We start from the raw sequence: 13947 nt of genomic DNA, 5'->3' as shown, positions 1-13947 counted from the left end.
AGGGATCAACGGCCGGAGCCGTCCGCGCAGACGGATCCGATAATGCGGCAAGCTCTGCCAGCCTTGCCGCATTCGTCAAGCGCGGCGTCCCGGGCGCGCTGCACGCCCTCGCGCTGGACCAGCGACCAGGACTTGTCGGAGATCGCGAACGCGCCGCAGCTTCTGCCGTAGAACGAAAGCTCGATCGGGCATTTGGCGCCGGCGCAATTGCCGCGGGCGTCCGCTACCGCCGCGCGCCGCGAGGCGTGGTTCCACGAGATGCCCCATTTGCTGCTGTCGGGCCCGTAGACGATTGAGCCCCAGGGCCTGAGATCCTCCATCTTGCGCAGCCGCAGCAGCAGGCCCTCGGTGGCTTCGCCTGTCGGCGCCACGGCGATGCGCTGTTGCAGCTTCGTGATGGCGCGCGTCAGGCCGTCGGGCGTGTCAGGATCGAAATTGAGCTCGTAGAGCCGCTCGCTGAGCTCACTGAGCAGCGCCGCATCGCGCAAGGGGACGCGGTCGGGATCGGCGCGCAAGCGTCCGGCAGGTGAGGGATCGGGTTGCATCGCAGCGATCGGCGGCGGCGCAACTTGCGTGGGCGGCACGAAGTAGAACGTGCCGTCGATCGGCGAGGACGACACCCAGGGCTGCTGCGCGCCCGCGGTGGCGCGCTTCACGGCGAGGCCGACCTGGTTGAAGGTCTGGAATACGTCGAGGCCCGCGACGCGGATCGTGGTCGCCAGCGCCTTAGTATAGGGGCTGTGACCGTCGCTGCCGTCCTGCGCGACGTTGCCGGGCTGGGTCGCATAGGAGATCAGCGTGCCCTCGGGCGCACGCATCTGCGCAAGTCCGCCATCCGATGATCGCAAGCCGCGTGAGCCGAACGGATTGTTGCGGCAGGCGTCCAGGATCACGAGGTTGAGGCGGGTGCCGGAGCCCTGCATCTGGCGCAGCACGAGATTGATGTCGGTCATCTGGAAATCGACGTCGGCCTCGCGCGTCGGATTGGCGCCGACCGGCACGAGATAGTTGGAGCCGGCCACCTGCACGCCATGGCCGGCATAATAGAACAGCGCGACGTCGGCGCCCTGGACCTGCCGGCCAAAATTCTGCACCGCGATGTCCATCGCACCCTTGTCGAGATCGAGCTGGGCGCGTCCGCCGACCAGCGTGAAGCCGAGCGCACCGAGCGTCTCCGCCATCAGGCTCGCATCCTTGGACGGGTTATCGAGCGGTGTGATGTTCCTGTAGGCGGAGTTGCCGACCACCAGCGCGATGCGCTTCTCGGCCGATGCCGGCTCCGCAGCGACAGCAAGCAGCGCCAGCGCGGCCAGACCCAGAACGCGATTGAAAATCCTCGCGCGCATCAAAATTCCCCAAAATAATGGCGCCAGTCTAGCAGCTGGGTGCGCGGGCGGAAAGCGGTGCGAACGGAGGAGGGCGCAGCTCACCCTCGTGTCCCGGACGCGCTGCGGCGTTCTTCCGCTGCTGCGCAGAGTGATGGGTTTCGCAAGGGATCAACCCATCTTACGGGACATGGGTGTGAATCCCCAGCACCCCATGAGCCGCCAGGCTACCAGCGGTAACGCAGCATGCCGGTGCCCGTGTAGGTCTGCGTGCGATCGGCGAAGGCGCCGTCGAATTTGGCCGACAGGGTGATGCCGCGGGCCAGGTGCAGATCGGCGCCGGTGGAGACGAGCGCGGTGTCTTTCGCGGGCGCCGCGCCGTTGACAACGAAGCTCGCCGTCGGCAGCGTCTGGAACACCGCTGACAGCGCGGGATCGCTGACCCAGTCATGCGCGAAGGCGAGGCGGCCGCGCAGCGTCAACGCCGTGCCGGGTGCAACCAGCATGGCGCGGTCGAAGCGGGCGCCGACTTCGCCGCGCGTGTCAGTCGCGCTGCGGGCGTTGTAGGCGAGACCAAAGCCGCCGCCGGTGAGATCGGTCTCGCTATAGGCCCGTGTGCGGAAGCCCTGCGCCTGCAGCGCCGCGTAAGGCGTGATCGCGACGAGCGGCGTCACGAAGCGATAGCCGCCTTCAATGCGCCCGCCATAGCTCTGCGCATTGAAGCTGGCAGTGAGATGGTCGCCGAAGGCGGCGAAGCGGTCGGTCGACATCCAGTGGTTGGCCGCCGCCAGTGAGGCCGCGACATAGGCCGGCCCGGAGCGGACGGCCGCATAGACGCCGCTCTGGAAGGCATCGCTCCTGCCGCCGCCGAGCCCTTGCATGAGATCCCATCGGGTGCCGCCACCGGCGAGTGCGAAGCCCACCATTGCGTTGCGGGTCAGGTGATAATCGAGCCCTGCAGCGCCGCCCGCGACTTGCGCGGTGACGTCGTGGCTGCCGATGACCGCGTCGCCATTGGTCTTGCCTGTGCCGCCGAAGCCGCTGCCCCACACGCTCCAGCGCGGCCCATACGCCGGCTGAGCTTTGTCTGGCGGCGTTTTCGTCGCTCTCGCATAGGCGAGGGCGATGTCGTCCGGCAAGGCCGCGCGCTCAGGTGCGAAGCCGATTGCCTGGCTTCCGGCACCAATGGCGCCGTTACGCCCGCCGGCGGACGGGTCGAGCATCAGGTCCAGGAACTGGCCCGTGAACTGGAATGCACCCTGCTGCGCGCCGGTAGCAGGCTCTCCGGACAGCTGCGACAGCGCGGTGCGAAGATTGCTGCCAGTGAGGCCGAATACGTCGGCGAAATTCGCCGGCAGCGCGCCGCCGCCGTTGAAGGCGTTGTTGAGCACATCGGCAACGTTCTGCTGGTTCACGTTCAGCCCGGTGCCGGCACCGAGGGCGGCCGAGAGATTGAGCAGCACATCCGTCGGCGTGTAGCTCAGGCTGGCGACGAAGTTCGTCGCGCTGGCGCCTGCGAAGGTTGTGCCGCCGAGGCCGCCGGCCGCGTGCAGGATCGTGGACTGTTTTGCAACCGTGCTTCCCGGAGCAAGTCTCACCTGCACGCCCGCGCCGGTGAGCGTCGCGGTGCCCGAGACGTCGGCGCGCGAGGCCGTCACCGATCCGAGCTGCACGAGATAAAGCGCGCCCGACTGCATCGCGAGGCTGCCGGAAATGGTCAGCACCGAGCCGGCCCCGCTGAAGCCGGGCGCCAGCGAGCCGCCACTGTTCACGGTTACCGATCCGACCGTGCCGCTGCCGGATAGCGTGCCGCCGCTGTTCACCGTCGAGCTCGACACGATCGAGCCGTTGACCGCAAGCGTGCCGCCATTGACGGTGGTTGCGCCGGTGTAGTTGCTGGCGGCGGTGAAAATGGTGGTGCCAGCCTCGACCGCCACCGTGCCGGAGCTGCCGGAGATGACGGGTGCGAAGGTGTAGTTCGATGTCGTGTGATTGAACACGATGTAGCCGGTGCCGGTCCTGAACCTGACCAACGGCGTGTTCAGCGTGCCGGGCGCAACTGCGGTCTGGCCGGACGCGGCACCGATGTTCAGTGTTCCCACCGAAAAGGCCAAATTGCCAAGCGTCACGGAAGATGCCGAGACGACGGCGCCATTGGCCACCGTCAGCGCGCCGGTGCCGTTCAGTCCGACATCAATGTACGATGAGGTGGTCCAGGACGATCCGGCGCCGGTGACCGTCACGGTGCCCGTCGTTCCCAAAGCGCCGCCGATGATCCCGATCAAGCTGCTCACCGCGCCGCCGTCCGCGATCGTCAGCGTGCCGGTGCCGTTTTGCCCGACATAGAAATTGCTGGAATTGGTCCAGGACGAACCGGCACCGGTGACCGTCACGCTGCCGGTCGAACCGGCATTGGCGGCGATCGCGCCGACCGTGTTGCTGACCGCGCCGCCGCCTGCGATCGTCAGCGTACCTGTGCCGTCCTGACCGACCGAGAGACTGCCGGAATTGGTCCAGGACGAGCCCGTGCCGGTGACCGTCGCCGTGCCGGTCGCGCCGGCATTGGCGCCGATCGTGGCGGTCGTGTTGCTCACCGCACCGCCACTGGCGATCGTCAGCGTACCGTTGCCGGCTTCCCCGATCGAGACTGTGCCGAAATTGGTCCAGGATGAGCCGGCGCCTGTGACGGTCACCGTGCCGGTCGCTCCGGAATTGGCGCCGATATGTCCGTCGGCGCCGTTGCTGACCGCGCCGCCGTTCCGGATCGTCAGCACGCCGGTGCCGGTTTGGCCGACATAGAGATTGCCGGTATCGGTCCAGGTTGAGCCCGCGCCGTCGACCGTCACGCTGCCGGTTGCGCCGGAATTGACACCGATGAACGCGTCGGCGCCGTTGCTCACCGTGCCGCCGTTCTGGATCGTCAGCGTGCCCGTGCCTGAATTGCCGACATAGAGCGCGATCTGATTGGTCCAGGTTGAGCCCGCGCCGTCGACCGTCGCGGTGCCGGTCGCGCCGGCACCGCGGCCGACATGCCCGGACTGGTTGCCCACCGCGCCCCCGTTCCGGATCGTCAGCGTGCCGGCGCCGGAATAGCCGACGGAGAGATCGGCGGAGTTGCTCCAGGACGAGCCTGCGCCATCAACCGTAGCCGTACCGGTCGCGCCGAGAAAGCGGCCGAGGGCCCCGACCGAATCAGACAGCGTCGCCCCGTTCTGGATGGTCAGGCCTCCGGTCGCGGACAAGCCGATGATAACGGTCTGCGCCTGCGCGTTGCCGGACGAGATGACGGCGGCGTTGGGCGAACTGGTGTCGATGGTTGCGTTGGTGGCGTTGGTCGGGACGCCACCGGGCGTCCAATTGCCGGCCGTGAACCAATCCGGTGTGGCGCCGTTCCAGCTTTGAGCCTGCGCTTGTGTCGTTACAGTCCATGCCAGTGTCGCCAGGGACAGTCTTAGTGCGGCCAACGACGCCATGGCGGTCCGACCGCGTTTGACGCCCTGGCTTGGAGACCTCGCTCCCTGCGACATTCCCAGTGCCCTCTTGGCCGGGCACCGAGCGTCGCAAACGACATCTCAACCAGCCTTCCACGGATGCGAGCAATGCGGGCGGCTAGTGACCCGGTTGCGTCCCCTTTCAGCGATGGAACCACATCATTGCGGGCTGGAGCTTGTCAATGATTCCCACCGGTAGCCGCCGGGAAATTTGGCTGACCAGGTCATGGAGACGTGGCGCGCTCTTGCCGTATCGCTGCGGTGGGATTCTGGATTGCTTCGCTGTGCTCGCAATGACGGGCTGGGGCAAGTAGATCGCACTCAATCGGCGTTTGTACTGCAGACACGCCTTCACAGTCTCGCGGCGCATTTCGCCCGAGCTTTGCTGGTCGTTTGCGCCCTCTGAAGGCCAAAGGGCGCAGGGAAGGCCGGGCGCCGGCGGCACCCGCAAGTCCGTGCGCTGTGAAAATGCACACGGGGTGGACCACAGGTGATGCCGGTCGCCCGGCCTTCCCTGCGCGGATGGTTTTAACGGTGTCCTTCGTGCTCTCCCCGGGGAGCGATGCACTATTGCCCCCGTCGCCTTGCGGATGGCTGATGCGCGTGCCCGGTCGGGCCGCCGCATCACCGCACGACTTGACGCACAGACCCCGGGCGTCAGGACCACACGACTTCTCCGTCCGCGGACGGCTCCGCCGAAAGACCTGAAGGCTCGCGTGTGCTCGCCCGCAGGCATCAACGAGACCGCTGTGACCGCGCCGGGTCGTATCGCGCCGCCTGACGACTCACGGTTGCCCGCCCTGTCATCAGGCATCTCGCGCCGGCGCTACCGCGTCCACCGCCACCCGGCCCGCATCTCGTGACGATCGCGAAGCGCCCCTTTGGCAAGGGCCGGGATGAGCGGTGTATGCCACAAATCCGAAATTCGGGAAAGTGGAATATTTTTGGGCCGAGGCCTTGACCAGGGTGTTTTGCCCGACGCCTCGTAAGGGAAAAATCCTCCCTTGGAATTCGAGCGGATCGGGCCCGATTGCGCTAGCCCAATGCCGGGAACGGTTTTGTCGGAAAGACTTGTTTGATGGGCTTGGTCGTTACAACTAAAGTTCTACACCGAGATGGAGGATGACCTTCATGAGCAGACCCGTGAAGACTGAAAGCGAACTCATCGCCATGGCGAAGGCCGAGTTGAAGGTCCACGCCGACTGTCCCGAGGGAATGATAATTTCCATCCTCCGCGACGGCAATTCCTGGGAGTTTCGAGCCAGCGCAGATCGGGCCACCTCGGATCGGCCGGGCTACCCCGAGTGCGTTGCCATGCTCGTCCAGATCGGCGATCACCTCTGCAAGCAGTACGACGTCGAGGGATAGGCGTTCGAGCGCGCACGCAGGTCTCAGAACAGGTGCTCGATCACAGCGACTTGGTCTTAGACGTTAGCGCGGCAGATTGTCTATTTTTGTTGTTGACCCGGAATTTGCTGGCGGTAAATGTGCCTTGCTTCACGCGGAGGGTGAGACCTGAACAGGTCTTGCCGAAAACCGACAACAAGAACGGGCGGAAGCATCAGGAGGGTGGATTAGCTCCCGCGCAGAAGTGGACGGCTGGCGATGTGCCGCCACGGTCATGCTCGCTTGGAGATAGCACTCAGCGAGCGGGGAAAAGACATCGATGCGCCCATTGTTGGCGGTAAGCACAGCTATCGACTGGCTGAACGAAAAGATCGGAAACGTCTGCAACGTTCTGGTGCTCGCGGCCTGCCTGGTCAGCGCTGTAAATGCCATGATCCGGTACGCCTTCAGCTACAGCTCCAACAGCTGGCTCGAGACGCAGTGGTATATGTTCGCCGTCATCGTGATGTTCGGCTCGTCCTACACGTTCAAGCGCAACGAGCATGTGCGGGTCGAAATCATCTACCTCATGCTTTCCGAACGCGGCCAGCTATGGCTCGACCTGATCGGCACTTTGGTCTTTCTCGTCCCGGCGTGCCTTCTGCTCAGCTACCTGTCCTGGGCGATGTTCTACAACTCGATCATAATCGGCGAGATGTCCAACAATGCCGGCGGTCTGCTCCGGTGGCCGATCAAGTTCGTGCTGACGTCGGGATTTTTCATGGTGGCTCTGCAAGGCGTCTCGGAAGCCATCAAACGCATTGCGGCCTTGCGTGGTGAAGTCACCATCGAGGCGAAATACGAGCGGCCGACCCAATGATCACGCTTGAGATGATGCCGCCGCTGATGTTCGGCGGGCTGATCCTGGCCATGCTGATCGGATATCCGGTCGCCTTCACGCTGGCCGCGCTCGGCCTTTCATTTGGATTTCTTGCGATCCACGAAGGGTTTTTCGGGTTCAGCTTCCTCCAGGCGATTCCGGAACGCATCTACGGTAGCGTTCTGGCGAACGAGCTGCTGCTCGCAATTCCATTCTTCACGTTCATGGGCGCAATCCTCGAACGATGCGGCCTCGCGGAGGACATGCTGGATTCGATGGGGCAGTTGTTCGGGCCCGTTCGCGGCGGTCTCGGCTATTCCGTGATCATCGTCGGCTTCATCCTCGGTGCCATCACGGGCACCGTGGCGGCGCAGGTGATCGCGATGGCGCTGATCTCGATGCCGGTGATGATCCGCTACGGCTACAACATGCGCTACATCACCGGCGTGCTTGCGGCCTCCGGCACCATTACCCAGCTGGTGCCGCCCTCGCTGGTCCTGATCGTGCTCGCGGATCAGCTTGGGAAGTCGGTTGGCGATATGTATCTGGGTGCCTGGGGCCCATCGATCCTCCAGATCGCCCTGTTCGCCGGTTACACGTTTGTCCTGAGCTTGATCAAGCCGGGCCACGTTCCGGCAGTGCCGAAGGAAGCAAGGACGCTCACGGGTTGGGCGCTCTGGCGCAAATGCCTGTTGGGCATCATTCCGTCCGCCGTCCTGATCTTCGTCGTGCTCGGCACGATGATGCTCGGTCTCGCCACCCCGACCGAAGCAGGCGCGATGGGCGCGGTCGGCGCGATCGTTCTCGCCGTCATCCATCACAAGGATTTCAGCTCGGCCGGACACAAGATATTGCTCATCGGTGTTGCGGCGGCGGGCGTCGGCACCATCATCGGCATCTACTTCACGCCGAATCTGGCGTTCAAGATCGCCTTCGCGATCGCTTATTTCGCGGTCGCCTGGGTCTGCATCGAGGCGGTCAGGATTCCGGACCTGCGCAGCCTGGTCAAGCAGGGCTACGAGACCACCATGCGCATCACCTGCATGGTGACGTTCATCCTGATCGGATCGACCTGCTTCTCGATCGTCTTTCTCGGTTGCAACGGTGGTGTCTGGCTGGAGCACATGCTGACGTCGCTGCCGGGAGGCGTGTGGGGCTTCCTGATCTTCATGAACCTGTTCATCTTCTTCATCGCGTTCTTCCTCGACTTCTTCGAGATCGCCTTCATCATCATTCCGATGATCGCGCCGATCGCGCAGAAGCTGCTGACGCCGGTCGTCGGCGCGGACGCCGCTTTGATCTGGTTCGGTGTCATGCTCTGCGTCAACATGCAGACCTCCTTCCTGCATCCTCCCTTCGGCTTTGCCTTGTTCTACCTGCGGGGCGTGGCGCCGAAGGAGGTCAAGAGCTCGGACATCTATTGGGGCGCGATGCCCTGGATCGGCCTGCAGGCGATTATGGTTGCGGTCGTCATTGCATTCCCGATCACGGTCACCGGATTGCTGGACGCCCCCAGGAAGGTGGATCTGGACAAGATCAAGATCGAAATTCCGGACATCGAGCTGCCGCCGCCGCTCGATTTCGGCCAGCCGAAGAATTGAGGAGATAACTCCGCGGGGGGTGACAGGCGCGCCCCGCCGGCGCCGACCGCGCCCTACACTCAATCGGCATTCCAAATCTCGGACGAGATAAACCAATCAGTAGGAATTGGTCCGGCCTGATTTTTGCGGCTCTGATTTGTTCTTTGAGAACGAAGTGGAGTCAGATGCAGAACGAAAGCTGACGGGTCCGATGCGGGGCGCATCCCGATACGGCCGGCGAGATGATGTCTTGCCAGGACTCTACCCGCCCTGCGTGTGCCGCCCATCTTCGGCCCCATTGCGCGGCTTCGAATTGTCTGCCCGGGACAGCAGGAGACATTCGATGACCAGCGACGCCGTCACATCAGCACTTCACCGGCCTGGCCGACGATCGGCACTTGCCATTCCTCTGATGGCTTTCGTGCTCTGGTCTGGCTGCATCGGCGCGGCAGCGCAGGCTGCGGAGCCGGGCAAGGATGCTTCGGCTGGCGGCCTGCCGCGCATACTCGTTCTTGCGACGGGCGGCACCATCGCGGGCCAGGCCGACGCGCGTGCGACGGGCGCGTACAAATCGGGCCAGATCACGGGCGAGCAGCTGATGCAGTCCGTCCCGGGCCTGGACAAGCTGGCGAAGCTGAATGCCGAGCAGATCTCGTCGATCGGGTCCCAGGACATGAACGACAAGGTCTGGTTTGCGCTGGCCCGTCGCATCCAGGACGCTTTCGACAAGAACGAAGCGGACGGCGTCGTCATCACCCATGGCACCGACACGCTCGAGGAGACCGCGTTCTTTCTCGACAATGTGGTGCGCGGCGACAAGCCGGTGGTGATCGTCGGCTCGATGCGGCCGGCCACGGCGGTGAGCGCCGACGGCCCCGGCAATCTCTATGAAGCCGTGCAGGTCGCCGCCGATCCGCGCTCGCGCGGGCGCGGCGTTTTGGCCGTGTTGAACGACAAGATTCAGGGCGCGCGCTCGGTCACCAAGACCAACACCACCAGCGTCGAGACGTTCGGCTCGCCCAATGACGGACCGGTCGGCTATGTCGACACCGCCGGCGGCATTCGGTTCATGACCCAGGCCGCGAGCTTCAGGCGCGCGACCTATCCGCTGCCGGCGGGCGAGCAATTGCCGCGCGTCGAGATCGTCTACTCGCACGCCAACATGGACGCCGTCCCGATCGAGGACGCCATCAAGCGTGGCGCCAAGGGCATCGTGCTGGCCGGGGTGGGCGACGGCAACACCTCGAAGCCGGCGCTCGATGCGCTCGAAGCCGCGGCCAGGAAGGGCATCATGGTCGTGCGCTCCACGCGCGTCCGCTCCGGCTTCGTCACGAGGAACGTCGAGGTCGACGACGACAAGAACGGCTTCGTCGTTTCGGAGGACCTCAATCCGCAGAAGGCGCGCGTTCTCGCCCAGCTGCTGATCGCGAGCGGTGTGACGGTGCCGGCCGAGCTGCAGAAGGCGTTCACGGCGACGTGGTGATGACCATCCTACGAGTCCCCAAACGAAAAGGCGCCCCGTTCGGGGCGCCTTTTGCTGGTCGCAGACAGTTCAGGCCGCTTAGCCCGAATAGTACATTTCGAACTCGACCGGGTGCGGCGTCATTTCGAAGCGGGCGACCTCGGTCATCTTCAGTTCGATGTAGGCGTCGATGAAGTCGTCGTCGAATACGCCGCCGGCCTTGAGGAAGCCGCGGTCCTTGTCGAGGTTCTCGAGCGCCTCGCGCAGGCTGCCGCACACCGTCGGGATCTGCTTCAGCTCTTCCTTCGGCAGGTCGTAGAGGTCCTTGTCCATCGCCGGACCCGGATCGATCTTGTTCTTGATGCCGTCGAGGCCGGCCATCAGCATCGCAGCGAAGCCGAGATAAGGATTGGCCATCGGATCGGGGAAGCGCACCTCGACGCGCTTCGCTTTGGGCGAAGCGGTGTAGGGGATGCGGCAGGAGGCCGAGCGGTTGCGCGCGGAATAGGCGAGCAGCACGGGAGCCTCATAGCCCGGAACCAGACGCTTGTAGGAGTTGGTCGAGGGGTTGGTGAAGGCGTTGATCGCCTTGGCGTGCTTGATGATGCCGCCGATGTAGTGCAGGCAGGTCTCCGACAGGTCGGCGTACTTGTTGCCGGCGAACACCGGCTTGCCGTCCTTCCAGATCGACTGGTGCACGTGCATGCCCGAGCCGTTGTCGCCGAAGATCGGCTTCGGCATGAAGGTGGCGGTCTTGCCGTAGATGTGCGCGACCTGATGGATGCAGTACTTGTAGATCTGCATGTGGTCGGCCATCAGCGTCAGGGTGTCGAACTTCATGCCGAGCTCGTGCTGGGCGGAGGCGACCTCGTGGTGATGCTTCTCGACCTTGACGCCCATCTTGGCCATGGCCCCCAGCATCTCGGAGCGCATGTCCTGCACCGAATCTTGCGGGGGAACGGGGAAATAGCCGCCCTTGGTGCGGATGCGGTGGCCGAGATTGCCGCCTTCATATTCGGTGTCGGAATTGGTCGGCAGCTCCGAGGAGTCGAGCCGGAAACCGGTCTTGTAGGGGTCGGCCGAATAGCGCACGTCGTCGAACACGAAGAACTCGGCTTCGGGGCCGACGAACACGCTGTCGCCCACGCCCATCGACTTCACCATGGCCTCGGCCTTCTTGGCGATGCCGCGGGGGTCGCGGTTGTAGGGCTCGCCGGTGGTCGGCTCGAGCACGTCGCAGGTGATGACCATGGTGGTCTCGGCGAAGAACGGGTCGATCGTCGCGGTAACCGGATCGGGCATCAGGCACATGTCGGACTCGTTGATCGCCTTCCAGCCGGCGATCGAGGAGCCGTCGAACATCGTCCCTTCGGCGAAGATGTCTTCATCGATCATGGTGACGTCGAACGTCACATGCTGCCACTTGCCGCGCGGATCGGTGAAGCGCAGGTCGACGTACTTGACGTCGTTGTCCTTGATCGATTTCAGGACGTCTTTGGCGGTCTTCATGCATACCCCTTTTGGCTCTGCGGGTCGGTTTCCAGATGAGCAAAATTATTCTCGCTCAGGCGAGTTTTGCGCGACCGCACAAACGAAATCAGGCCGCCGAAGCAGCCTTCATTCTAGTCGGAGTGTCGCAAAGTGCGGGATAGCACCCGGCTCAGATAGCGTCCAGCCCGGATTCGCCGGTTCGGATGCGGATCGCCTCTTCGATGTTGGAGACGAAGATCTTACCGTCGCCGATGCGCCCGGTTTGCGCGGCGCGGCGGATCGCGTCGATGGCGCGCTCGACCAGATCGTCGCCGATCACGATCTCGATCTTCACCTTGGGCAGGAAGTCGACGATGTATTCTGCTCCGCGGTAGAGCTCGGCGTGCCCCTTCTGCCGGCCAAAGCCCTTGGCCTCGGTCACCGTGATGCCCTGAAGGCCGACTTCCTGAAGCGCTTCCTTCACCTCGTCGAGCTTGAATGGCTTGATGATGGCTTCGATTTTCTTCACTGCGCGCCTCCCGGCCTTTCGATCAAATAGCAACGTCTTCGTCAGGATGCGCTTCTCTAACGCACGATGTTGTCTTCGCTATGCCGGAAGCCCTGACCTGTCCGGCACCAACGGCCGGCGACACCCTGAGAAATGCCAGTGAGCACGACGAACCGAAGCGGCTTCCTCGAAAGCAGGGTCTATGCCAAGTTGCAAATGCCCTGATTATTGGAGCGTTATCAGCCTTTTAACGAGCATCTCTGAGTGGTGGCGCCAATCTGCACAAAATACCGAAGACTGCGGAATAGGCAAACGGTTCAATATATGTGCAGTTCGTTGTTCCCTGCGTCGGAGCGGCGCCGAAGCTGCCTGTTGAAAAGGCGATTGTATAGGGAAGTGGCATGGAAGTACTGACCAACGCCGAAATGCAGCGCGCCGACCAGCTCACCATCGCGGCCGGCACGCCCGGCTTCAAGCTGATGCTGAGCGCGGGCCAGGCGGTCGCCGAGGCCGCCCAGGCGCTGGTCGAGGAGGGGCCGATCCTGATCGTGGCCGGTCCCGGCAACAATGGCGGTGACGGCTTTGTCGCAGCCGCCGAGCTCGCCGCCCAGGGGCGCGAGGTCTCGGTGATCCCGATGTGCGAGCGCGACCAGCTCCAGGGCGATGCGGCCTCCGCCGCGCGCGGCTGGAAGCACCCGGTGCTCCCGTTCAATCCGCAGGCGATCGGAAGACCTGCGCTGATCATCGATGCGCTGTTCGGTGCGGGTCTCAGCCGCCCCGTCGATGGTGAGGCGCGTGCGATGATCGAGGCGATCAACGCCAACGGTGCCCCGGTGCTCGCGGTCGATCTGCCGAGCGGCATCAACGGCACCAGCGCGGCATTGATGGGTGCTGCGGTGAACGCCACCGAGACCATCACCTTCTTCCGCAAGAAGCCGGCGCATTTGCTGCTGCCGGGCCGGATGCATTGCGGCCGGGTGCGCGTCGCCGATATCGGCATCGAGGCGCAAGTGCTGGACGAGATCGCGCCGCAGACCTTCGAGAACGATCCGGATCTCTGGGGCGCCGCCTTTCCGGTGCCGCGCATCGATGGCCACAAATACGCGCGCGGGCATGTGCTGGCGGTCTCCGGCGATGCGGCAGCGACCGGGGCCGCGCGGCTCGCCGCGCGCGCCGCGCTGCGGGCAGGGGCGGGTCTGGTGACGCTGGCGAGCCCGCGCGATGCGCTCGCGATCAACGCGGCTGCGCTGACGGCGGTGATGGTGCGCCCCGTCGACACCGTCGTCGAGTTCGGCGAGCTGCTCGGCGACAAGCGCTACACCACCTGCATCATCGGTCCCGGCGCGGGCATCGGTGAGCGCACCTGCGATCTCGTCCACACCGCGCTGAGCGCGCAGCGTCGTCTGGTGCTCGATGCCGACGCGCTGACCAGCTTTGCCGCAACCCCCGAGCGCCTGTTCGAATCGATCAAGTCCTCTGAGGACAATGCGGTGGTGCTGACGCCGCACGAAGGCGAGTTTCCGCGCCTGTTCTCGGATCTCAGCAACAAATTTCCGGGCCGCTCCAAGCTGGAGCGGGTGCGCGCCGCCGCCGAGCGTTCCGGCGCCGTCGTGCTGCTGAAGGGGCCGGACAGCACGATCGCCGCCCCCGACGGCCGCGCCACCATTGCCGCCAACGCGCCGCCCTGGCTCGCCACCGCCGGCGCCGGTGACGTGCTGTCCGGCATCATCGCAGGGCTGCTGGCGCAGGGCGTGCCGGCGTTCGAAGCCGCCAGCATCGGCGTCTGGATGCATGGCGAGGCGGCAAGCGAAGCCGGGCCGGGACTGATCGCGGAGGATCTCACCGAGACGCTGCCGGCGGTGCACCGGCGGATCTATTCCGCGCTGGGCATCGAATACTGAGCGC

At 64.6% G+C, this 13947-nt stretch carries 9 protein-coding genes; 5 read left to right on the top strand and 4 right to left on the bottom strand.

What is annotated here, in order from left to right; genetic code table 11:
• Positions 1-5: 5 nt before the first annotated feature.
• Positions 6-1346 carry a caspase family protein gene (locus tag AC066S_RS15090; protein ID WP_478270064.1) on the bottom strand — a complete coding sequence of 447 codons (1341 nt, stop codon included), beginning with the start codon at positions 1344-1346 and terminating at the stop codon, positions 6-8.
• A 206-nt stretch (positions 1347-1552) separates the two neighbouring features.
• Positions 1553-4798: an autotransporter domain-containing protein gene (locus AC066S_RS15085; RefSeq protein WP_478270063.1), complete on the bottom strand. Its 3246-nt coding sequence runs from the start codon at positions 4796-4798 to the stop codon at positions 1553-1555.
• A gap of 1149 nt (positions 4799-5947) precedes the next feature.
• On the opposite strand from AC066S_RS15085, the gene AC066S_RS15080 reads away from it, so the two are divergent.
• From AC066S_RS15080 to AC066S_RS15065, 4 genes are all read left to right on the top strand, one after another.
• Positions 5948-6184 (top strand): hypothetical protein, encoded by a 237-nt coding sequence (locus AC066S_RS15080; protein ID WP_126258283.1) that lies wholly within the window; start codon positions 5948-5950, stop codon positions 6182-6184.
• Positions 6185-6482: 298 nt separating this feature from the next.
• Positions 6483-7022: a TRAP transporter small permease subunit gene (locus AC066S_RS15075; RefSeq protein ID WP_135169989.1), complete on the top strand. Its 540-nt coding sequence runs from the start codon at positions 6483-6485 to the stop codon at positions 7020-7022.
• Positions 7019-8623: a TRAP transporter large permease gene (locus AC066S_RS15070; RefSeq protein WP_478270062.1), complete on the top strand. Its 1605-nt coding sequence runs from the start codon at positions 7019-7021 to the stop codon at positions 8621-8623. Before AC066S_RS15075 ends, AC066S_RS15070 begins: the two co-directional genes overlap by 4 nt.
• Before the next feature lie 322 nt (positions 8624-8945).
• A complete protein-coding gene (locus AC066S_RS15065) occupies positions 8946-10085 on the top strand; it encodes an asparaginase (RefSeq protein WP_135169991.1) in 1140 nt (379 codons plus the stop codon).
• Positions 10086-10163: 78 nt separating this feature from the next.
• Here the strand turns inward: AC066S_RS15065 and glnA are convergent, their stop codons facing one another.
• Positions 10164-11573 carry a type I glutamate--ammonia ligase gene (gene glnA, locus AC066S_RS15060; protein ID WP_126257306.1) on the bottom strand — a complete coding sequence of 470 codons (1410 nt, stop codon included), beginning with the start codon at positions 11571-11573 and terminating at the stop codon, positions 10164-10166.
• Between the two features lie 151 nt (positions 11574-11724).
• A complete protein-coding gene (locus tag AC066S_RS15055; protein ID WP_007603495.1) occupies positions 11725-12063 on the bottom strand; it encodes a P-II family nitrogen regulator in 339 nt (112 codons plus the stop codon).
• A 380-nt stretch (positions 12064-12443) separates the two neighbouring features.
• Here AC066S_RS15055 and AC066S_RS15050 point away from each other — a divergent pair, with 380 nt between their 5' ends.
• On the top strand, positions 12444-13943 hold the full coding sequence (locus tag AC066S_RS15050; protein ID WP_478270061.1) for an NAD(P)H-hydrate dehydratase: 1500 nt from the start codon (positions 12444-12446) through the stop codon (positions 13941-13943).
• The last annotated feature ends 4 nt before the right edge of the window (positions 13944-13947 follow it).

The sequence above is a fragment of the Bradyrhizobium sp. CFUWI genome (genome assembly GCF_056429085.1).
The sequence above is the reverse complement of the archived record's forward strand: the minus strand, read 5'-3'. Positions and strand labels throughout refer to the sequence as shown.

Bases quoted from the DNA above. Each gene is read 5' to 3' on its own strand.
- AC066S_RS15090 (WP_478270064.1), bottom strand. From the start codon at position 1,346: ATGCGCGCGAGGATTTTCAATCGCGTTCTGGGTCTGGCCGCGCTGGCG.
- AC066S_RS15085 (WP_478270063.1), bottom strand. From the start codon at position 4,798: ATGGCGTCGTTGGCCGCACTAAGACTGTCCCTGGCGACACTGGCATGG.
- AC066S_RS15080 (WP_126258283.1), top strand. From the start codon at position 5,948: ATGAGCAGACCCGTGAAGACTGAAAGCGAACTCATCGCCATGGCGAAG.
- AC066S_RS15075 (WP_135169989.1), top strand. From the start codon at position 6,483: ATGCGCCCATTGTTGGCGGTAAGCACAGCTATCGACTGGCTGAACGAA.
- AC066S_RS15070 (WP_478270062.1), top strand. From the start codon at position 7,019: ATGATCACGCTTGAGATGATGCCGCCGCTGATGTTCGGCGGGCTGATC.
- AC066S_RS15065 (WP_135169991.1), top strand. From the start codon at position 8,946: ATGACCAGCGACGCCGTCACATCAGCACTTCACCGGCCTGGCCGACGA.
- glnA (WP_126257306.1), bottom strand. From the start codon at position 11,573: ATGAAGACCGCCAAAGACGTCCTGAAATCGATCAAGGACAACGACGTC.
- AC066S_RS15050 (WP_478270061.1), top strand. From the start codon at position 12,444: ATGGAAGTACTGACCAACGCCGAAATGCAGCGCGCCGACCAGCTCACC.